The organism is Pseudomonas sp. SJZ078 (genome assembly GCF_007828255.1).
Lineage (GTDB): Bacteria > Pseudomonadota > Gammaproteobacteria > Pseudomonadales > Pseudomonadaceae > Aquipseudomonas.
The window spans coordinates 1-19,169 of record NZ_VIUG01000033.1; the positions used below are offsets into that span (position 1 = coordinate 1).

Here is a 19,169-nt window from a genome sequence, read left to right on the forward strand (position 1 = left end):
TGAATGTGCCGACGTCTTCGCGAGCAAGCCCGCTCCCACTGGGGTCTGTGGCGTATGCAAAGGCTGCGTGCGCCGAAGATCCAGTGTGGGAGCGAGCCTGCTCGCGAAAGCGGTGTGTCTGCCATAGGGATGTTGAATGTGCCGACGTCTTCGCGAGCAAGCCCGCTCCCACTGGGGTCTGTGGCGTATGCAAAGGCTGCGTGCGCCGAAGATCCAGTGTGGGAGCGGGCCTGCTCGCGAAAGCGGTGCGTCTGCCATAGGGATGTTGACTGTGCCGACGTCTTCGCGAGCAAGCCCGCTCCCACAAGGGTCTGTGGCGTATGCAAAGGCTGCGTGCACCGAAGATCCAGTGTGGGAGCGAGCCTGCTCGCGATGGCGTCCGCCAGGGCGCCGCTTACTTGTCCTGGAACTCCGGCGTCCGCTTGGCCACGAAGGCCGCCATGCCTTCCTTCTGATCCTGGGTCGCGAATGCTGCGTGGAACACGCGGCGCTCGAAACGCACGCCTTCGGACAGGCTCACTTCAAACGCACGGTTGACGCTTTCCTTGACCATCATGCTGATCGGCACCGACTTGGACGCGATCAGTGCAGCGGTTTTCAGGGCGTCTTCCAGCAACTCGTCGGCCGGTACGATCCGCGCCACGATGCCGCAACGCTCCGCCTCCACCGCGTCGATAAAACGCCCAGTCAGGCACATTTCCATGGCCTTGGCCTTGCCCACCGCACGGGTCAGGCGCTGGGTGCCGCCCATGCCCGGCAGGACGCCGAGGTTGACTTCCGGCTGGCCGAACCTGGCGCTGTCGCCGGCCAGGATGAAGTCGCACATCAAAGCCAGTTCACAGCCGCCACCCAGAGCGAAGCCGTTCACCGCCGCGATGATCGGCTTGCGGCGGTTGGCCACGCGGTCGCTGTCGCTGAACAGGTCGTCGAGGTAGATCTGCGGATAGGTCAGCTCGGCCATTTCCTTGATGTCGGCCCCGGCGGCGAAGGCTTTCTTCGAGCCGGTCAGCACGATGCAGCCGATCTTCGGGTCCGCCTCAAGGCTGTCCAGCGCGTGATTCAACTCGCTGACGATCTGCGCGTTCAAGGCGTTCAGCGCCTGGGGACGGTTGAGGGTGATCAGGCCGACGCGGTCCTTGATTTCCAACAAAATCGTTTCGTAACTCATGCAGGACTCCTGTTCAAAGATTGCGCGAAATGACCATGCGCTGAATGTCGCTGGTGCCTTCGTAGATCTGGCAGACCCGCACGTCGCGGTAGATGCGTTCCAGCGGGAAGTCGTTGAGATAACCGTATCCGCCCAGGGTTTGCAACGCCATGGAGCAGACTTTTTCGGCCATTTCCGAGGCGAACAGCTTGGCCATGGAAGCCTCTACCAAAGCAGGCTGACCGTTATCCCGCAGCGCGGCAGCGTAATGCACCATTTGCCGCGCCACGGCGATCTGGGTCGCCATGTCTGCCAGGCGGAACGCCACGGCTTGGTGCTCGATAATCGGTTTGCCGAAGCTCTGGCGCTCGCGGGCATAGTCCCGGGCCGCCTCGAATGCCGCGCGCGCCATGCCCACCGATTGCGCCGCGATGCCGACCCGCCCGCCTTCCAGGTTCGCCAGAGCGACCCTGTAGCCTTCACCCTCCTCCCCCAGCCGATTGGCAACCGGCACCTTCACATCTTCGAACAGGATCTGGCAGGTATCGGAAGCATGTTGGCCGAGTTTGTCCTCGACCCGCGCCACACTGTAGCCCGGTGAATCGGTCGGCACGATGAACGCACTGATGCCACGCTTGCCGGCACTCGGGTCGGTCACCGCGAACACGATCACCACCCCGGCGTTCTGTCCCGAGGTGATGAACTGCTTGCAACCGTTGAGTACGTAATGATCGCCGTTCAGCCGCGCCCGGGTCTTCAGGCTGCTGGCATCCGAGCCGGCCTGGGGCTCGGTCAGGGCAAAGGCGCCAAGCATCGCGCCACTGGCCAGGGGCGTGAGGAATCGGGCCTTCTGCTCATCGCTGCCGAACTTGAGGATCGGCACGCAACCCACCGAGTTGTGCACGCTCATGATGGTCGAGCATGCCCCGTCGCCGGCGGCGATTTCCTCCAGGGCCATGGCGTAGGTCAGGTAGCCGGTATCGCAACCGCCCCATTGCTCCGGCACGAGCATGCCGAAGAAACCCAGCTCGGCCATTTCGCCGATGGCTTCCCTGGGAAAGCGGTGCTCGCGGTCCCACTCGGCGGCGAACGGTTTCAGGCGTTCCTGGGCGAACTGCCGGGCCACGTCGCTGATTTGGGTCTGTTCTTCAGTCGGGAGCATGGTGATTCCTTAGTACAGACATTCGACGGCCATGGCCGTGGCTTCGCCGCCGCCGATGCAAATCGCTGCGACGCCGCGCTTGAGGCCTTTCTGGCGCAGGGCTGAGAGCAGCGTCACCAGGATCCGCGCCCCGGACGCACCAATCGGGTGGCCCAACGCACAGGCGCCGCCGTGGATGTTGACCTTGTCGTGGGGGATTTCCAGTTTACCCATCGTCACCAGGCCCACTACGGCGAAGGCTTCGTTGACCTCGAACAAATCGACCTCAGCCAGCGACCAGCCGGTCTTTTGCATGAGTTTTTTCACGGCGCCGACCGGCGCGGTGGGAAACAGGCTCGGCGTGTCGGCAAACGCCGCGTGACCGTGGATCACCGCCAGGGGTTTCAAACCCCGCTCGACGGCCTGGCTCTGGCGCATCAGTACCAGCGCCGCGGCACCGTCGGAGATAGAGCTGGCGTTGGCCGCCGTCACCGTGCCGCCCTCGCGGAATGCCGGCTTGAGGGACGCGATCTTGTCGATCCGCGCCTTGGGCGGCTGTTCGTCGTGGCTCACCGTGACCTGTTCCTTGCCGACCATGACCTGCAGCGGCACGATCTCGGCGTCGAAGCTACCGTCCTTGATCGCCTGCTGGGCGCGGGTGGTGGACGCGATGGCGAAGGCGTCCTGGGCTTCACGGCTGAAACCGTTGGCTTCGGCGCAATCCTCGGCGAAGGTGCCCATCAGGCGCCCCTTGTCGTAGGCATCTTCCAGGCCGTCGAGGAACATGTGATCCAGGACCTTGCCATGGCCCATGCGCAAGCCGCTGCGGGCGCGATCGAGCAGATACGGGGCGTTGGACATACTTTCCATGCCGCCGGCCACCACCACCTCGGCGCTGCCGGCCACGAGCAGGTCATGGGCGAGCATCGTCGCCTCCATGCCCGAACCGCACATCTTGTTCAGGGTGGTGCAACGGGTCGATTTGTCGAGTCCGGCACCCAGCGCCGCCTGCCGCGCCGGGGCCTGGCCCTGGCCGGCGGCGAGCACGCAACCGAACAGCACTTCCTCCACCGCACCCGGTGCGATACCAGCGCGTTCGACCGCTGCCTTGATGGCGGCCGCACCCAGTTGCGGGGCGCTGAGGCTCTTGAGTTCGCCCTGGAAACCGCCCATGGGGGTACGGACGGCGCTGACGATGACAATCGGATCGTGGGTCATGACAAAATCCTCCTTACTTCGCGGCCATGCGCAAGGCACCGTCGAGACGGATCACCTCGCCGTTGAGCATGCTGTTTTCAATGATATGCCTGACCAGCGCCGCGTACTCGGCCGGTTTGCCCAGGCGCGGCGGGAACGGTACGCCAGCGGCCAGGGAATCGCGGACTTCCGGGGTCATGCCGGCCATCATCGGCGTTTCGAAAATGCCGGGGGCAATGGTCATCACCCGGATGCCATAGCGGGCCAGTTCCCGGGCGGCCGGCAGGGTCAGGCTAGCGATGGCCCCCTTGGAAGCAGAATAGGCTGCCTGGCCGATCTGGCCATCGAACGCCGCCACCGATGCGGTGTTGATGATCACCCCGCGCTCACCGTCGGCGTTGGCCTCGGTTTCGGCAATGGCCGCAGCGGCCAGGCGCATCAGGTTGAAGCTGCCGATCAGGTTGACGTTGATCACCTGACTGAAGCTGGCCAGTGCATGGGGGCCGTTCTTGCCGAGGATCTTCTCGCCACGCACGATCCCTGCGCAGTTCACCAGGCCATTCAGGCCGCCGAATGCCTCGACGGTGGCCTTGACCGCCGCTTCGGCCGCCGCCTCGTTGCTGATGTCCGCCACCACGCTCCGGCAGCCGAGCTTCTGCGCCTGGGCGGCCACGGCTTCAGCATTGAGGTCCACCAGTATCACCTGGGCGCCGGCCTTGACCAACAGCTCGCCGGTGGCCGCACCGAGGCCGGACGCGCCGCCGCTGACGAGGAATATTTTGTTGTCGATCTGCATCATGGTTTCCTTGGATTCAAGCTGAAACGTTAGCTGCCGCAGTCTCTTGAACTTTGGCGATTTCCTGGTTGCGCAAGATAAAGCGCTGCAATTTGCCGCTCGGGGTTTTCGGCAAATCGCTGACAAATTCGATTTCACGGGGATACGCATGGGCGGCCAGGCGCTTGCGCACGTGTTGGCGCAGTTCTTCGGCCAGCTCCGGCGCGGCACGGTACTGGGCACTGAGCACGACGAAAGCCTTCACCAACTCGGTACGCTCCGGGTCGGGTTTGCCGACCACGGCGGCTTCCACCACGGCCGGGTGTTCGATCAAGGCGCTTTCCACGTCGAAAGGACCGACGCGATAGCCCGACGTGGTGATCACGTCGTCACTGCGACCGACGAAGCTGATACTGCCGTCCGGGTTCAGCTCAACGGTATCGCCGCTCAGGTAATAATGGCCGACGAACGCCTTGGTGGGCACACCCTGATAACCGGCGAACCAGCACATCGGCGACTGGCTGCGGTCTACGGCGAGAATGCCTGGCTGGCCGACACCCAGTTCCTGGTGGTTCTCATCCAGTACCACGATCCGATGACCCGGCGAGGCAAAGCCGGCCGCCCCGAGGTGCACCGGATGCTCAAGCCCGTGGTGGTTGCACAGCACCATGCCCAGTTCGGTCTGGCCGTAATGGTCGTGGATCACCACGCCCAGGTTATCGGCGAACCAGCGGATCACTTCCGGGTTCAGCGGCTCGCCGGCACTGCTGACGATGCGCAGCCGGCCCTTGATCGAACGGGCGAACTGCTCGCCTCCGGCAATCAGCAGGCGATAGGCGGTGGGCGAGCCTGTGAGGTTGGTGATGCCGTATTTGTTGATGACTCGGCAGGTGCTTTCCAGGGTGAAGGGCCCATCGTAGAACGTGATGGGATGGCCCATCGCCAAGGGGCCGGTCACGCCGAAGTAGATTCCGTAGGCCCAGCCTGGATCGGCGAGGTTCCAGAAGGCATCTTCGGCACGCAGATCCACGGCGTCACGGGTATAGCTCTGGAACGCGACGATGGCCTTGAGCGGTACGGCCAACGCCTTGGCCGGCCCGGTGGTGCCGGACGTGAACATCAGCAGAAATGGGTCTTCGCCGGTGAGCATCACCGGCTCGCACTGGTTGGAGTGGTTTGCCACTTCAGCCCAGAAGCTGTAGTCGCCCCGCACGATTCCCCGGCCTTGTTCGCCGCCGATGGTGACCACCGTGGGGCAACCGCTCACTTCGTTGAGTTTGGGCCGGTTGACGCTGTCGGTGACGACGATGCGCGCGCCAGAGCTGCCGAGACGGTGCTCGATGGCCTTGGGTCCGAACGCGGTGAACAATGGCTGATACACGGCGCCGATGCGCCAGGTGGCAAGCACCACGATCAGCAGCTCCGCGGTGCGAGGCAACAGGCCGGCGACCTTGTCGCCCTTGGTCACGCCCTGGGCCAGCAGGAAATTGGCAAAGCGTGCGGCGTTATCCTGCAGGTCACGGTAGGTCCAGGTCGCGTCACTGCCGTCACGGCCTTCCCAGAACAAGGCGATACGTCCCGGCAACGCATGCCGGTCGCAACACTCGACACAGGCGTTCAGCGCCTGGAGCGAACCGTGCAGCGCGGCGTTGACGGTGTTCAAATAATCGAACTGCGACGTGGCGGACGAGTAATCGCACATGACTAGAATCCCTCTGTACTTTTTATTGGTTGGGGGAACCGTGAACAGGGGAATACTCGCGCCGAAGGGCATGGCCGGCAATGGTCAAAGCTATCAAGTTGGCTGACTGGTTTGGCCATGGTTTGATGCAGAAACTGGACTATGCAATGCACATTGTGGGAGCGGGCTTGCTCGCGAAAGCGTCGGACCAGTCAGCATATTTGCAAACTGCCCCACCGCTTTCGCGAGCAAGCCCGCTCCCACAGGGGGTTGCGGCCAGCTCCCGCTACAAAGGCTGCTTCCAAGCAAATGAATACACCTTCCCCGGCGCCGGAGGCTGGCAACGCTGGTTATCGGCATCGGCCCCCACCAGGAACCATTCGGCCCTGGAGGTCTCGCCGACGCTGCGAGCCTTTTGCGGGTCGTAGCAGCGCGCCAGCTCCCGCGCCGGCACCAACGCGTAGGCCTGCGGGTGGCTGCGCAGCCACAACGCGGACTGTTCCAGGGACTGATGGCTATAGAAGCCAAAATGCACGATGGGTTGTCGGGCGAACAACCAGTGCCCTTCACGCCACCCCACCAGTACCAACTCGGCGTTGTTGCTCAGTCGCGCGACGTCAGCCATGAGGGTTTCGTGAGGATTGACGCCCTCCTTATGGGGTTCGACGAAGCCGCGGACAAACCAGGCGCACAACCACACCACGGTCAGGACAACGAAGACCTTCCTGCCCCGCGGACGTCGGCTGAACCAGCAGCGCAACATCCACGGAACCAGCGGCGCCACCAGCAGAATCAGCCCTGGCAATGCCGGAAAAATATACAGCTTGCGCTTGCCGCTGCTCAGGCTGAAGAACAGCAGCACCAGCACGACCCAGCCGAGCAATACCAGCACCCGCCCATCGTGCTTGAGCAATTGTCGGCGCCAGGCCGGCACCAGCCAGGGCAGCATGAAGAAAATCGGCAACCAGTACTTCGGGATCACCTCGACGAAGAAATACCAGAAGGGTTCGCGGTGCTCCCATGCGTTGGCATAGCGACCCGCCGTTTGCTTGAACAGGATTTCCTGGGCGTAGGCCACGCTGTCGGTACTGCCTTGCGCCACGATCAGCAACAACGGGCCCAGCCACACCGCAATGGCAGCCAGCGCCGCCGGCAACCCCAGCCACCAGTGAGCGGTTTTCCCAGGCATCGGCGCCACGCCCTTCCAGCCTTTGCGCACCGCATAGGCATAAGGAATCAGCATCAACACCGGCAGAAAGCCAACCCCTTTGCTGATGATGCCGAACCCCATCGCCGCGCAGGCCATGTAGTACCAGCGCCAGTCCGGACCGAGCAGCAGGTGCCGGCACAGGCCATAAAGTCCCAGGATGGTCCAGAGCGCGAGAAAGCCATCGATCTGTCCGGTGCGCAGGATGCTGTAGGTCTGGTAGGTCGCCAGGAACAACAACGCGGCGACCACGCCGATGCGCCGTCCCCACAGCCGCCGGCCCAGGTCATACAGGCAGGCAGTGGTCACGCTGCCGGCCAGCAGCGCGGGCAAGTACAAGGCAACTTTTGGCAAGTGGGTCAGTTGCACGAACAGCGCCACCGCCCACATGAACAGGGGCGGCTTGTCCGCATAGATTTCCCCGGCCCGATGGGGAATGAACCACGAGCCGTTCTGCAGCATTTCCAGGGCTACGCCGAGGAAACGTTCTTCATCGACATTCAGCGGTTGCCGCCAGCCGAGTCCGGCGCCCACCATGACCAACGCCAATAACGCAAAGCCCAGCCCTTCCAACCGTGGGGAAGCTAATCGTATCCGCACCGCTTCAGCCCCTTTTGTCCAGCTCGAGGCCTTTGTGTTCATGCTGCCTGGCGATCAATTGCAGATTGCGCAGGTACACAATGAAGCCGAAGGACTGGCCGAGAATGAACACCGGGTCTTGGCGATAAATGGCGTATGCCAGAAGCAAGGCACTGCCGGCGATGCTCAGGTACCAGAATCCGACCGGAATCACGCTGCGCTTCTTGTACTCGCTGTAGAGCCACTGCAAGGCAAAGCGCCCGGTAAAGACCAACTGGCCCATGAACCCCACGGCCAGCCACATCGATTCCCTGCCCATGTCAGGCCTCGCTTTCTTGCGCGTTGACGTCCAGGCGGGTGCGTTTTATCAACCACCACACCCCCAACAGATCGACGATGCCCACCAGGGCCCGGTCCAGGTTTCCATAATTGGACACTCCTGCCCCGCGCTCACGGTGGTTGACCGGCTGGACCAGCATCCGGCCGTTATGACGACGGATCAGGGCAGGAATGAACCGGTGCATGTGATCGAAGTACGGCAGGCGCAGAAAGGCCTCGCGCTCGATCAGTTTGATGCCGCAGCCGGTATCCGGGGTCTGGTCTTTCAGCAGGCTGGCGCGCAGCTTGTTGGCAAACCGCGAGGCCCAGCGCTTGCTCGCCGTGTCGCGACGGTTCACCCGGTGCCCCGCCACCAGCTTGACGCCCGCGGGCTTGCCCTCCGAACCGCGCACCAGGTCGAGCATCTTCGGCAAGTCGGCCGGATCGTTCTGACCATCACCATCCAGGGTCGCCAACCAGTGCCCGCGGGCCACCACGGCGGCGTGGTGGATGGAGGTGCTCTGCCCCAGGGAACGGGCATGGCTGAGCACCCGTAGTTGAGGGTAGCCCTGGCCTTGTAGCGAGCGCAGCTCGGCCGCAGTGGCGTCGGTGCTGCCATCGTCCACCACGATGACTTCGAAGGCCTCGTTGACCAGCGCCCTACGCACCTCCTCCAATAACGGAATGAGATTGCCTGCTTCGTTCTTCGCCGGGATCAAGACGGATACATAAGGGGTTTCGTGCATGACTTACCTATTCGAAATGCGCGGTTAAACGCGGTAATAGTCGCGGTACCAATCGACAAACGACCGCACACCGTTGGACACCGGAACCTGCGGACGAAAATCCACCCGCTCTTCCAGGTCACGGGTGTCCGCCCACGTGTCGACCACATCGCCTGATTGCAACGGCAAGAAATTCTTGATGGCGCGGATACCCGTCGCCTCCTCGATGCACTCGACAAAATGCAGGAGCTTCACCGGCGAACCGCGTCCAATGTTGTAGACCTTGTTCGGTGCACCGCTTTCATCGGTAGGCGGCCGCGGCAGTAATCGCACGAGGCCTTCGACAATGTCGTCGATGTAGGTGAAATCCCGAGACATCGCGCCATCGTTGTACACATCGATGGCGCGGCCGTTGAGGATGGCATCCGTGAACTTGAACAGCGCCATGTCGGGTCGGCCCCAAGGCCCATACACGGTAAAAAAGCGCAGGCCGGTCGTGGGGATGCCGTAGAGATGGGAGTAGGAATGAGCCATCAACTCATTGGCACGCTTGGTCGCGGCGTAGAACGACATGGGTCGATCGACCGGGTCGGTGGTGGCATACGGCAGGTGATCGCTCAAGCCATACACCGAACTGCTCGAGGCATAGATCAGATGCGCCGGCCCATGGGCACGACAGGCTTCGAGGATGTTGAGGAAGCCCACCAGATTGCTTTGCGCGTAGGTGTCCGGATTGTCGATGGAGTAACGCACGCCGGCCTGGGCAGCCAGGTGGATGACCTGTTCGAAACACTGTTCGGCAAACAGATCCTGCAACGCTTGCTTGTCAGCCACATCGAGCCAACGGAACTGAAAGTTGGAACAGGCGTCCAGTTGCGCAAGCCGGTCCCGTTTCAACTCGACGCTGTAATAGCTGTTGAGGTTATCGACACCAATGACCTGGTGACCATCGGCGCATAAGCGCTTGACGGTATGAAAGCCGATGAAACCGGCGGCGCCGGTGACCAGAATTTTCATGCGTCGGATTCCTGTCCAACCGGGAGACAGGAGATCGCCTTGAAACTGACATACCCGCTACTCAAAACAGTCACTTGTATACGTCACTCTGCTGGATGGCCCGACTTCTCGGCACTTGCAGAACTTTTATCAAACTTAAATGACGGTTTTGTGATCGAAACATGACTCGCTGGACGCTCGAATGCCGAACGTAGAAAGCGATCAGCTGCGCGAGCCTGTTGATAGGTTCAAACAGCATCCACCCAGTAGAAGAACATGTAATACAAATAGAAAATGCCTCGTAAGCATTTTGCTACTACCCATGTAAGAAACAGGCTCTAACGTAAAAAACGCCTATAAGTGAAGTTTTTTTTACCCAGCTGTTTTTCACACTTATTTCAAAAAAAACCGCCTAACCTCAAAGAACAGGGGCCAACTCGACCTGAATATGCATCTGCCCAACCGAAACCGAAACACTTCCTGTGATGCTTCTCTTGCGAGGTAACTCCTTGATACAGCCTTGCTTTTAGGGGCTACGCTATCTTGGATCCAATCTATCGTTTCAACGTCTACTGACTCTTCAGTTCCCTGGGGTACCCATGACTCAATCGTTTCTTCCCTTCTCTCGCCCCAGCATTGGCGATGAAGAGATTGCCGCTGTAAATGAGGTACTGCGCTCCGGCTGGATCACCACGGGTCCAAAAAATCAGCAACTTGAAGAGCAGTTCGCCGCGTATGTGGGTTGCCGCCACGCTGTTGCACTTTCTTCGGCCACCGGCGGTATGCACATTGCGTTACTGGCACTAGGCATTGGCCCGGGCGATGAAGTCATTACGCCGTCCCAGACCTGGGTATCGACCGCCAACATGATCTGCCTGTTGGGTGCCACGCCAGTATTCGTCGACGTGGACCGCGACACACTCATGAGCGATCTTTCGAGTATCGAAGCCGTTATCACCTCGCGCACCAAAGCAATCATCCCGGTGCACTACGCCGGCGCCGCGTTCGATCTCGACCCTCTCTATGCATTGGCGGACAAACACGGCATCGCCGTTATCGAGGACGCCGCGCACGCGGCTGGCACCCTCTACAAAGGTCGCCACGTCGGGGCCCAAGGCACGGCAATTTTCTCGTTCCATGCGATCAAGAACATGACTTGCGCCGAAGGCGCCATGTTCGTCACGGACGATGAAGCACTCGCCGCCCGGGTGCGCATGCTCAAGTTCCACGGCCTCGGCGTTGACGCCTACGACCGCCTCACCCATGGTCGCAAACCCCAGGCGCAGGTGATGGAGCCGGGGTTCAAATACAACCTGGCCGACATCAATGCCGCCATCGCTCTCGTGCAATTGGAGCGCCTGGACGAAATCAACGCCAAACGCACCGAACTGGCCAAGGCCTACCTGCAACGGTTGGAAGGTTCAAAGGTGCAGCCATTGGCGCTTCCGGCCTATGCGCAGCAGCACGCCTGGCACCTGTTCATCCTGCGCATCGATGCCGAGCGCTGCGGCCTGGACCGCGAAGCGTTCATGAAAGCCTTGCAGGCGCAGGACATCGGCACGGGCATCCATTTCATCGGAACGCACCTGCACACCTACTACCGCCAGCGCTTCCCCGACGTCCATCTACCCAATACCGAATGGAATTCGGCACGTCTGTGCTCGATTCCGCTGTTTCCCGACATGACCGGCGATGACGTGAACCGCGTTGTCGACACCATTGAAAACGTCTTGGACGCCCACCTGTGAAACCTTACCCGATCAATTGCGTGTCGATTGTCATCCCGGTCTACAACGAACAAGAGAGCCTGCCCGAGTTGCTTCGACGTACCGAAGCGGCGTGCCGGCAATTGCACCACAAGTACGAAATCGTGCTGGTCGACGACGGCAGTCGGGACGAGTCGGCGCAGATCCTGGAAGAGGCTGCGACGCTGCGAGGCAGCCCGATCGTCGCGGTGATCCTGAACCGCAATTATGGTCAGCACGCCGCGATCATGGCCGGTTTCGAGCAGTGCAAGGGCGATGTCATCATCACCCTCGACGCCGACCTGCAAAACCCGCCCGAAGAGATTCCACGCCTGGTGGCCCAGGCCGAACTGGGCTATGACGTGGTCGCCACGGTACGCAACAACCGCCAGGATTCGGCCCTGCGGCGCTGGCCGTCGAAGCTGATCAACCTGGCGGTGCAGCGCTCCACCGGCGTTGCCATGAGCGACTATGGCTGCATGCTGCGCGCCTATCGGCGGTCCATCGTCGACGCCATGCTCGCGTGCCGCGAACGCAGCACCTTCATCCCGATCCTCGCCAACAGCTTTGCCCGGCATACCACAGAGATCCTGGTGAGCCATGCCGAGCGCGAGCACGGAGAGTCCAAGTACAGCGCCATGCGCCTGGTCAACCTGATGTTTGACCTGATCACCTGTATGACCACCACACCTCTACGGCTGCTGAGCATCGTTGGCTTCGCCATGGCCGGCCTGGGCGTGCTGTTCGCCATGGCCTTGATCGTGCTGCGGCTGGTCTTCGGTGCCAGTTGGGCCGGCGGCGGGACGTTCGTGCTGTTCGCCGTGCTGTTCGTGTTCACCGGCGGGCAGTTCATTGGCATGGGGTTGCTGGGCGAGTACCTGGGGCGGATGTACAGCGACGTGCGAGCGCGCCCACGGTTCTTCGTCGAAAAGGTTCTGCGTGGACAGCCTGCCGTGCCCCCACCCGTTATCACCGTTGATGGCCTCACTTCCACTTCTTCAGACCAGGTTCTCTCATGAGCGTAAAAGCCGTTGTTTTCGCCTATCACGATATTGGCTGTGTCGGTATCGAAACCCTGCTCGACTCCGGCTTCGATATTGTCGCGGTGTTTACCCACGCCGACGACCCAAAGGAGAACACCTTCTACGGCTCCGTCGCGCAATTGTGCGCACGCAAGGGCATCCCGGTTCATGCTCCCGAAGACGTCAATCATCCGCTGTGGGTCGAGCGCATCGGCAAACTCGATCCCGATTACCTGTTCTCGTTCTACTACCGTCACTTGCTGAGCGAACCGCTGCTCGCCATCGCCCCTAAAGGCGCGTTCAACCTGCACGGCTCCCTGCTGCCGCGCTATCGTGGACGGGCGCCAGCCAACTGGGTACTGGTCAATGGTGAAACCGAAACCGGCGTGACCCTGCATCGCATGGTCAAGCGCGCGGATGCCGGTGCGATCCTGGCCCAGCAACGGGTGGCCATCGAGCGCAGCGACACCGCGTTGACCTTGCATGGCAAATTACGCCAGGCGGCCACCGACCTGCTGCGCGACACCCTGCCCACGTTGCTTGCCGGTGAAGCCAGCGAAACGGAGCAGGACGAATCCAAGGCCACGGTGTTCGGTCGGCGCACGGCGGCGGACGGCAGACTGGTCTGGCAGCGCCCGGCCGAAGAACTGTTCAACCTGGTCCGGGCGGTGACCCAGCCTTATCCCGGGGCGTTTTGTGCCGTCGGCGAACACAAGCTGATCGTCTGGAGCGCGGAAGTCGTCGAGGGCAACGAAGGCCAGGATCCGGGGCGCGTCATCAGCGTCGATCCGCTGCGCATTGCGTGTGGCGTGGATTCGTTGGTGATCACCTCGGGCCAACGCAACGAAAACGGCTTGTACCTGGGCGGGCCACAATTGGCCAACGAGTTGGGACTGGTCGACGGCTCGTTGCTGCACGGCACTGAGTCCCGCCGGGGCCCACGGCGTACCCGGGTGTTGATCCTGGGCGTCAACGGTTTCATCGGCAATCACCTGTCGGAACGCTTGCTGCGCGACGATAAATACGATGTCTATGGCCTCGACATCGGCTCCGATGCCATCGAACGCCTGCGCAGTCATCCGCATTTCCATTTCGTCGAAGGCGACATCAGCATCCATTCCGAGTGGATCGAATACCACATCAAGAAATGCGACGTCATCCTGCCGCTGGTCGCCATCGCCACCCCCATCGAGTACACCCGAAATCCGCTGCGGGTGTTCGAGTTGGATTTCGAAGAGAACCTGAAACTGGTTCGCTACTGCGTCAAGTACAACAAGCGCGTGATCTTCCCCTCGACGTCCGAAGTCTATGGCATGTGCCAGGACAACAACTTCGACGAAGACACCTCCAACCTCACTGTCGGCCCGATCAACAAGCAGCGCTGGATCTACTCGATTTCCAAGCAACTGCTCGACCGGGTGATCTGGGCCTACGGCCAACAAGGCCTGAAATTCACTTTGTTTCGCCCCTTCAACTGGATGGGCCCGCGCCTGGATCGATTGGATTCGGCACGCATCGGCAGCTCCCGAGCGATTACCCAATTGATCCTCAACCTGGTGGAAGGTACGCCGATCCGCCTGTTCGATGGCGGTGAACAGAAGCGTTGCTTCACTGATATTGCCGACGGTGTCGAAGCACTGGCGCGGATCGTCGACAACGAGAACAACGCCTGCAACGGCCAGATCATCAACATCGGCAACCCGGACAACGAAGCCAGCATTCGCCAATTGGGCGAGGAGCTGCTGCGACAGTTCGAGGCACACCCGCTGCGCGACAACTTTCCGCCCTTCGCCGGGTTCCGTGATGTCGAAAGCAAGGCCTTCTATGGCACCGGTTACCAAGACGTCTCACACCGCAAACCGAGCATCGCCAATGCCAAGCGCCTGCTGGACTGGACGCCAACCGTGCAGATGAGTGAAACCATCGGCAACACGCTGGATTTCTTCCTGCGCGAAGCCATGCGCGAAATCGCGGACAAGCGTTGATGCAGGCGGGTCTTCGAATCGATGTCGACACCTACCGAGGCACACGTGAGGGTGTGCCGCAGTTACTGGACATTCTCCAGGAGGCACAGGTCAAGGCGACGTTTTTCTTCAGCGTTGGACCCGACAACATGGGGCGTCATCTGTGGCGCCTGTTGCGGCCGCAGTTCCTTTGGAAAATGCTGCGCTCCAACGCCGTCGGGTTATACGGCTGGGACATCTTACTGGCCGGCACCACCTGGCCTGGCAAGCCTATCGGCCGCGATCTCGGGCACCTGATGCGTCAGGCCCGGGCGGCTGGCCATGAGGTCGGTTTGCACGCCTGGGATCACCATGGCTGGCAGGCCAATGCCGGACGCTGGGAGCACGCGCAGCTGATCGAGCAGATTCGCCGAGGCGTAGACAGCCTCAGCGATATCCTCGGTGAACCCGTTACCTGCTCGGCGGCGGCCGGTTGGCGCGCGGATGAGCGTGTGATCGAGGCCAAGCAGGCGTTTGGCTTTCGCTATAACAGCGATTGCCGGGGGCAGAGCCTGTTCCGCCCCGCGCTGGCCGATGGAGGCCTGGGCACGCCGCAGATTCCCGTAGACCTACCGACCTTCGATGAGGTGGTCGGCCCAAGCGTCATGGCCAAGGATTACAACGCTTTCATTCTTGAGCGCTTTGCCGCCGGCAAACTCAACGTCTACACGATCCATGCCGAAGTAGAAGGGATACTGATGGCCAACCATTTCCGTCAATTGCTGGCGCAAGCACGCCAGCGAAGCATCCGTTTTCAGCCCTTGGGTGATCTGCTGCCCACCGCCGTTGACGGCTTGCCTGCAGGTCGTGTGAAGCGCGGCACGCTCGAAGGCCGCGAAGGCTGGCTGGGAGTGCAAGGCGCATGAGCAAGCCTTGGGCACTACCGCTGCTGCTGGCGACCTGTCTGTTGGCTTACCTGCTGCCGCTGGGCAGTCATGGGCTGTGGATTCCCGACGAAACCCGCTATGCCCAGATCAGCCAGGGCATGCTGCTGAGCGGCGACTGGGTGTCGCCCCAGTTCATGAGCCTGCGCTACTTCGAAAAACCGGCGGCCGGCTATTGGATGATCGCCGTCGGCCAGGCGCTGTTCGGTGAGAATCTGTTCGGTGTGCGCATCGCCTCGGCCATCAGCATCGGGCTCAGCGTGCTGCTGTGCTACTTGCTTGCCCGCCGGCTCTGGAACGATCCTCGCAAGAGTTTCGTCTGCGCGCTGCTGTACATGAGCCTGACCGTGGTCGCCGGCGCCGCGGGCTACGCCAACCTCGATCCGCAGTTCACCTTCTGGGTCAATCTGAGCCTGGCCGCCTTGTGGTTTGCCCTGGATAGCAGTGTCCGCCGCCAACGCCTGATCGGCTGGGCGATGCTGGGGCTGGCCTGCGGCATGGGTTTCTTGACCAAGGGTTTTCTTGCCTGGTTGTTGCCGGTGCTGATCGCCCTGCCCTGGATGGCCTGGCAACGCCGCTGGCGTGAGTTGCTGGTCTTCGGGCCGCTGGCGATCGCCGTGGCCATTGTCGTCAGCCTGCCCTGGGCCCTGGCGGTGCACACCGAAGAACCGGATTACTGGCGGTTCTTCTTCTGGCACGAACATATCCGGCGCTTTGCCGGGGACGATGCCCAACATAACGCGCCCTGGTGGTTCTATCTGCCGCTGCTGGTGGCGTTCAGTCTGCCCTGGGTCGCGCTGTTGCCCCCTGCGCTGCGGCAGGCGTGGCAGACCCGGCGCCAGGCGAGTATCGCGTTCCTGTTGTTGTGGCTGTTGATGCCGCTGGCGTTTTTCAGCCTCAGCAAAGGCAAGTTGCCAAGCTACATCCTGCCGTGCCTGCTGCCCCTGGCGCTGCTCCTGGGCCATGCCCTGGCGGACCGGCTGAAGCACAAGCAGGGCCGCTCCCTTGTCATCAATGGTTGGCTCAACCTGACACTGGGCCTGCTGGTGCTATTCGCCCTGGTCTACCTGCAACTGAAAAAACCGCTGTACAACCATGAGCCGCAACACCTGACATTATTGTCCGTCGGCCTGGTCGGCTGGATCATGACCAACCTGCTGCAAGCTCTCCAGCCGTTGCGCTGCTGGGCTGCTCCGGCCTTCGGTAGCTTGCTGTTGATCGGGTTGCTACCGGCGGCAATGCCGGCGTCCGTGGTCACCAACAAGATGCCCGATCAGTTCATCCTCGAACACCTCGAGGCGCTCAGCCATACCGACAAGTTGCTGAGCAACGATCTTGGCGCCGCGTCCGCCCTCGCCTGGCGCCTGAGGCGCACGGAAGTGGCGTTGTACAACACCATTGGCGAGCTGAAATATGGCCTTGCCTACCCTGATGGCCTACGGCAACGGGTCGACCCGCCACAGGTCGAGCAATGGATGCGCGACGCCCGTCGAAACGGTCCGGTCGGCGTGGTCATGCGGGTCAAGGGTGAGGAAGAACTTCAGGAAATCGAACGGTTGCCCAAGGATGGGAAACGTTACGAACGGGGCAACCTGGTCATCCTGATCTTCCCACAGGACGCGTCATGAGCCTGTTGCTGTTATTGGCTGCCTGCGTGCTGACGTGCCTGGGACAGATAGCCCAGAAGTACGCCGTCGAGGGTTGGCGTGGCCGATCATCGGGCTGGGGCGAGAAGCTGCGCTCGCCATGGCTGTGGCTGGCGCTGGCGGCGCTGGGGGCCGGCCTGCTGGTGTGGTTGCTGGTATTGCAACGCCTCGAAGTGGGCGTCGCCTACCCGATGCTGAGCCTGAATTTCGTATTGATCACCCTGGTCGCCCGGTTTGTGTTCCACGAGACCATCGACCACCGCCATTGGCTGGGCGTCGCCCTGGTGATCGCCGGGGTGATATTGCTGGGACAGCACGCATGAACCTTCGTCGCGGTGTCATCTTTGCGCTGGGCAGCGTGTTACTGGTCAGCCTTGCGCAGTTGGCTTTGCGTTGGAGCATGAGTCGTCTTCCGCTGCCCGGACAGTGGCTCACAGGCAGCGTCGATCCAACGGCACTGGCCGTGGTACTGGGTGCCGTTGTTGCCTATGCCTTGTCGATGCTCTGTTGGCTGGTTGCGCTGCGGGATCTGCCGTTGGGCCGAGCCTATTCGCTGCTGAGCATCAGCTATGCGCTGGTGTACCTGCTTGCCGCCGTGCTGCCGGTCTTCAATGAAGGCTTCAGCCTTTCGAAAAGCCTCGGAGTGACCTTGGTCATCCTCGGCGTCCTCACCATCAACTCTCGCCCCGTTCAAGCATCCGAACCCAGGAAGGTCGTATGAAAATCAGTGTATTCGGTAGCGGCTATGTCGGTCTGGTCCAGGCAGCCGTGCTGGCAGAGGTCGGTCATGATGTCGTCTGCATGGACATCGACTGTGAGAAGGTGTCCGCCCTCAATCAGGGGCACGTCAACATCTTCGAACCTGGCCTGGCCGCGTTGGTAAAGGACAACCTGGATAACGGAAGGCTGCGTTTTACCTGCGAGGAAAAGCCTGCCGTGGAGCATGGCAAGGTCCTGTTCATCGCCGTAGGCACGCCTTCGCAGCCGGACGGTTCGGCAGACCTGAGCAGTGTTTTCGCGGTGGGTGAAGCCATCGCCCGGCACCGTAGCGAGCCCGTCATCGTCGTTGAAAAATCCACGGTCCCCGTGGGCACGGGAGATGCCCTGCGTGATCGGATAAACGAGGCCCTGCGGCACCACAGCCGAATACTGGATTTCGATATCGTCTCAAACCCGGAGTTTCTCAAGGAAGGCTCGGCCGTCGCCGATTGCAGGCGGCCTGACCGGATCGTCATCGGGTGCGAGCGGGATGATGTCCGCGACGTGATGCGCGAACTCTATGGGCCCTTCAATCGCAACCATGAACGCATCATGTTCATGGACCTGCGCAGTGCCGAGCTGACCAAATACGCGGCTAACTGCATGCTTGCTACCAAGATCAGCTTCATCAACCAGATCGCCGAGCTGGCCGAGCATCTGGGCGCCGACGTCGAATCGGTGCGCCTGGGCATCGGTGCCGACTCGCGCATCGGCTATGACTTCATCTACCCCGGTTGCGGCTATGGCGGCTCCTGCTTTCCCAAGGACATGCGCGCGTTGATCCACAGCGCCCAGCAGGCCCGATGCTCCAATGACCTGTTGCAGGCGGTGGAAGCGATCAACCAGCGACAAAAGCAAAAACTGTTCGAGCGAATCAACGCGTTCTACGAGGGCGATCTCCAAGGTCGAACGTTCGCGGTGTGGGGCCTGGCATTCAAGCCCAACACCGATGACATGCGGGATGCGCCCAGCCGGGCACTCATGGAAGCGCTTTGGGAAGCCGGCGCACATGTCCGGGCATTTGACCCGGAGGCCATGCGCCAGACCCAATCGTTGTACCCGGATCATCTCAATCTCAGCCTGATGGGCACACCGGAAGCAACCCTCAGCGGTGCCGATGCGCTGATCATCTGCACCGAGTGGCAACAGTTCAAGGCGCCGGATTTTGACCTGATCCAAAAACGGCTCAAGGCCCCGGTGATCTTTGACGGTCGCAACCTGTACAACGCAGAGCGCCTGGCACAACGGGGGTTCCAGTACTTTCCGATAGGCCGTGGCGACTCGTGCAAGTTGCCGATTTCACATCAAACAAAGTGGGAAGCCCGCATCGCGCGCTGAAAGCCG

The 19,169-nt window shown here is 61.5% G+C and carries 17 protein-coding genes; 8 read left to right on the forward strand and 9 right to left on the reverse strand.

Going from position 1 to position 19,169, the window contains the following annotated elements:
- Positions 1-394: 394 nt before the first annotated feature.
- From FBY02_RS23115 to FBY02_RS23155, 9 genes are all read right to left on the reverse strand, one after another.
- Positions 395-1,168, reverse strand: coding sequence for an enoyl-CoA hydratase (locus FBY02_RS23115; protein ID WP_144930423.1), 774 nt, complete (start codon positions 1,166-1,168; stop codon positions 395-397).
- 13 nt (positions 1,169-1,181) lie between these two features.
- Entirely contained in the window at positions 1,182-2,309 is a 1,128-nt protein-coding gene (locus tag FBY02_RS23120) for an acyl-CoA dehydrogenase (protein WP_144930424.1), read from the reverse strand.
- Positions 2,310-2,318: 9 nt separating this feature from the next.
- Positions 2,319-3,506 (reverse strand): acetyl-CoA C-acyltransferase, encoded by a 1,188-nt coding sequence (locus FBY02_RS23125; RefSeq protein WP_144930425.1) that lies wholly within the window; start codon positions 3,504-3,506, stop codon positions 2,319-2,321.
- 13 nt (positions 3,507-3,519) lie between these two features.
- Complete coding sequence (locus FBY02_RS23130; RefSeq protein WP_144930426.1) at positions 3,520-4,281, reverse strand: SDR family NAD(P)-dependent oxidoreductase; 762 nt, start codon at positions 4,279-4,281, stop codon at positions 3,520-3,522.
- A gap of 16 nt (positions 4,282-4,297) precedes the next feature.
- Positions 4,298-5,962, reverse strand: coding sequence for an AMP-binding protein (locus FBY02_RS23135; protein ID WP_144930427.1), 1,665 nt, complete (start codon positions 5,960-5,962; stop codon positions 4,298-4,300).
- A 265-nt stretch (positions 5,963-6,227) separates the two neighbouring features.
- On the reverse strand, positions 6,228-7,685 hold the full coding sequence (locus tag FBY02_RS23140; protein WP_256662550.1) for a glycosyltransferase family 39 protein: 1,458 nt from the start codon (positions 7,683-7,685) through the stop codon (positions 6,228-6,230).
- A gap of 67 nt (positions 7,686-7,752) precedes the next feature.
- On the reverse strand, positions 7,753-8,046 hold the full coding sequence (locus FBY02_RS23145; protein WP_047703009.1) for a lipid-A-disaccharide synthase N-terminal domain-containing protein: 294 nt from the start codon (positions 8,044-8,046) through the stop codon (positions 7,753-7,755).
- Between the two features lies 1 nt (position 8,047).
- Complete coding sequence (locus tag FBY02_RS23150; protein ID WP_144930429.1) at positions 8,048-8,791, reverse strand: glycosyltransferase family 2 protein; 744 nt, start codon at positions 8,789-8,791, stop codon at positions 8,048-8,050.
- Positions 8,792-8,815: 24 nt separating this feature from the next.
- On the reverse strand, positions 8,816-9,787 hold the full coding sequence (locus FBY02_RS23155) for an NAD-dependent epimerase (protein ID WP_144930430.1): 972 nt from the start codon (positions 9,785-9,787) through the stop codon (positions 8,816-8,818).
- A 578-nt stretch (positions 9,788-10,365) separates the two neighbouring features.
- Here FBY02_RS23155 and arnB point away from each other — a divergent pair.
- From arnB to FBY02_RS23195, 8 genes are read left to right on the forward strand one after another with little or no spacing between them, the layout of a single operon-like run.
- Entirely contained in the window at positions 10,366-11,514 is a 1,149-nt protein-coding gene (gene arnB, locus FBY02_RS23160) for a UDP-4-amino-4-deoxy-L-arabinose aminotransferase (protein WP_144930431.1), read from the forward strand.
- The gene (gene arnC / locus FBY02_RS23165) at positions 11,511-12,530 is read left to right on the forward strand and encodes an undecaprenyl-phosphate 4-deoxy-4-formamido-L-arabinose transferase (protein ID WP_144930432.1); all 1,020 of its coding nucleotides are present in this window, start codon (positions 11,511-11,513) and stop codon (positions 12,528-12,530) included. Before arnB ends, arnC begins: the two co-directional genes overlap by 4 nt.
- Positions 12,527-14,518 (forward strand): bifunctional UDP-4-amino-4-deoxy-L-arabinose formyltransferase/UDP-glucuronic acid oxidase ArnA, encoded by a 1,992-nt coding sequence (gene arnA, locus FBY02_RS23170; protein ID WP_144930433.1) that lies wholly within the window; start codon positions 12,527-12,529, stop codon positions 14,516-14,518. Before arnC ends, arnA begins: the two co-directional genes overlap by 4 nt.
- Positions 14,518-15,402 (forward strand): 4-deoxy-4-formamido-L-arabinose-phosphoundecaprenol deformylase, encoded by an 885-nt coding sequence (gene arnD / locus FBY02_RS23175; protein ID WP_144930434.1) that lies wholly within the window; start codon positions 14,518-14,520, stop codon positions 15,400-15,402. Before arnA ends, arnD begins: the two co-directional genes overlap by 1 nt.
- Positions 15,399-17,048 (forward strand): lipid IV(A) 4-amino-4-deoxy-L-arabinosyltransferase, encoded by a 1,650-nt coding sequence (gene arnT, locus FBY02_RS23180; RefSeq protein WP_144930435.1) that lies wholly within the window; start codon positions 15,399-15,401, stop codon positions 17,046-17,048. Before arnD ends, arnT begins: the two co-directional genes overlap by 4 nt.
- On the forward strand, positions 17,045-17,389 hold the full coding sequence (gene arnE, locus FBY02_RS23185) for a 4-amino-4-deoxy-L-arabinose-phosphoundecaprenol flippase subunit ArnE (RefSeq protein ID WP_144930436.1): 345 nt from the start codon (positions 17,045-17,047) through the stop codon (positions 17,387-17,389). Before arnT ends, arnE begins: the two co-directional genes overlap by 4 nt.
- Positions 17,386-17,787, forward strand: coding sequence for a 4-amino-4-deoxy-L-arabinose-phosphoundecaprenol flippase subunit ArnF (gene arnF, locus FBY02_RS23190; protein WP_144930437.1), 402 nt, complete (start codon positions 17,386-17,388; stop codon positions 17,785-17,787). The genes arnE and arnF overlap by 4 nt, the downstream gene beginning before the upstream one ends.
- Positions 17,784-19,163 (forward strand): UDP-glucose/GDP-mannose dehydrogenase family protein, encoded by a 1,380-nt coding sequence (locus FBY02_RS23195; protein WP_144930438.1) that lies wholly within the window; start codon positions 17,784-17,786, stop codon positions 19,161-19,163. Before arnF ends, FBY02_RS23195 begins: the two co-directional genes overlap by 4 nt.
- Positions 19,164-19,169 lie beyond the last annotated feature (6 nt).

Bases quoted from the DNA above. Each gene is read 5' to 3' on its own strand.
- FBY02_RS23115 (WP_144930423.1), bottom strand. From the start codon at position 1,168: ATGAGTTACGAAACGATTTTGTTGGAAATCAAGGACCGCGTCGGCCTG.
- FBY02_RS23120 (WP_144930424.1), bottom strand. From the start codon at position 2,309: ATGCTCCCGACTGAAGAACAGACCCAAATCAGCGACGTGGCCCGGCAG.
- FBY02_RS23125 (WP_144930425.1), bottom strand. From the start codon at position 3,506: ATGACCCACGATCCGATTGTCATCGTCAGCGCCGTCCGTACCCCCATG.
- FBY02_RS23130 (WP_144930426.1), bottom strand. From the start codon at position 4,281: ATGCAGATCGACAACAAAATATTCCTCGTCAGCGGCGGCGCGTCCGGC.
- FBY02_RS23135 (WP_144930427.1), bottom strand. From the start codon at position 5,962: ATGTGCGATTACTCGTCCGCCACGTCGCAGTTCGATTATTTGAACACC.
- FBY02_RS23140 (WP_256662550.1), bottom strand. From the start codon at position 7,685: ATGGTGGGCGCCGGACTCGGCTGGCGGCAACCGCTGAATGTCGATGAA.
- FBY02_RS23145 (WP_047703009.1), bottom strand. From the start codon at position 8,046: ATGGGCAGGGAATCGATGTGGCTGGCCGTGGGGTTCATGGGCCAGTTG.
- FBY02_RS23150 (WP_144930429.1), bottom strand. From the start codon at position 8,791: ATGCACGAAACCCCTTATGTATCCGTCTTGATCCCGGCGAAGAACGAA.
- FBY02_RS23155 (WP_144930430.1), bottom strand. From the start codon at position 9,787: ATGAAAATTCTGGTCACCGGCGCCGCCGGTTTCATCGGCTTTCATACC.
- arnB (WP_144930431.1), top strand. From the start codon at position 10,366: ATGACTCAATCGTTTCTTCCCTTCTCTCGCCCCAGCATTGGCGATGAA.
- arnA (WP_144930433.1), top strand. From the start codon at position 12,527: ATGAGCGTAAAAGCCGTTGTTTTCGCCTATCACGATATTGGCTGTGTC.
- arnD (WP_144930434.1), top strand. From the start codon at position 14,518: ATGCAGGCGGGTCTTCGAATCGATGTCGACACCTACCGAGGCACACGT.
- arnT (WP_144930435.1), top strand. From the start codon at position 15,399: ATGAGCAAGCCTTGGGCACTACCGCTGCTGCTGGCGACCTGTCTGTTG.
- arnE (WP_144930436.1), top strand. From the start codon at position 17,045: ATGAGCCTGTTGCTGTTATTGGCTGCCTGCGTGCTGACGTGCCTGGGA.
- arnF (WP_144930437.1), top strand. From the start codon at position 17,386: ATGAACCTTCGTCGCGGTGTCATCTTTGCGCTGGGCAGCGTGTTACTG.
- FBY02_RS23195 (WP_144930438.1), top strand. From the start codon at position 17,784: ATGAAAATCAGTGTATTCGGTAGCGGCTATGTCGGTCTGGTCCAGGCA.